Source organism: Colwellia sp. MB3u-8 (assembly GCF_014076985.1).
Lineage (GTDB): Bacteria > Pseudomonadota > Gammaproteobacteria > Enterobacterales > Alteromonadaceae > Cognaticolwellia.
In genome coordinates this window covers 1-752 of sequence record NZ_JACGVA010000013.1, presented here as the reverse complement: position 1 = coordinate 752, position 752 = coordinate 1, and the positions used below count along the sequence as shown (strand labels likewise).

Genomic DNA, 752 nt, shown 5'->3' with positions numbered 1-752 from the left:
TAACGCCCTAATAACAGGCAAAAAATTGTTTGCTAAAATGTTGAGGAACGAAAACAGCAAACTGTTTTTTGTCCTTGTTGATTAGCTTGTTAGCAGTTTTGCCATCCGCTCTAAATCACTAGCAACATCATTGAAACCGAAGTAATTTGTAGGATGCTCATAAGCACTATCGCGATACCTCTCTGATGGCTCATAATCAGTTAGACGAGTTCTTAATTCATCTCTGAGTAGCATGGCGTCAACTCTAAATCTGCGATCATATTCTGCATTTCGTTCATTGGAAAGTCGCATGATTTCGCTGGTATTCTTTTCCCACGCCTTATTTCTTTCTTCTTCTGTTAGTGCATCTCGCATTACCGAACGCTCAATACCACTTACACGATCGTCTTCTTTCTTATGCCTTTCTATAAAGTCTCGGAGGTTTTTTACCACTTCTAGTGTTTTGTCTTTCAACGCGATTTCATCTGAACCAACTACTTGTTGAACATTATCATCATATTTTAATGCTCTATCTTTGTATGATTCGGCTTGCTCTGTTTTTAAAAGTAACCTCTCCTTTAAAGTTTCATTTTTTGCTTTAACTTCATCGACAAGAACTGTAAATTTAAATTTCGCGGCTAAATAAGCAAGGGCAAACATTAATGCCCCTAGTATCAAAAAAGCAAACGGTGCTTGAGATATTACAGCCCATTCTTTTGATATGTAATCAAAAAATTTATCCATATACGACCCTGTATGATTGAACTGCTAAC

The 752-nt window shown here is 36.8% G+C and carries 1 protein-coding gene; it reads right to left on the bottom strand.

All coding sequences use genetic code 11. The features are described 5' to 3' along the window. Positions 1 to 81: 81 nt before the first annotated feature. Positions 82 to 723 (bottom strand): hypothetical protein, encoded by a 642-nt coding sequence (locus H4J54_RS00100; protein WP_182188826.1) that lies wholly within the window; start codon positions 721 to 723, stop codon positions 82 to 84. Positions 724 to 752: the final 29 nt, after the last annotated feature.

Coding starts and splice junctions, on each gene's coding strand:
- H4J54_RS00100 (WP_182188826.1), bottom strand. CDS start 723: ATGGATAAATTTTTTGATTACATATCAAAAGAATGGGCTGTAATATCT.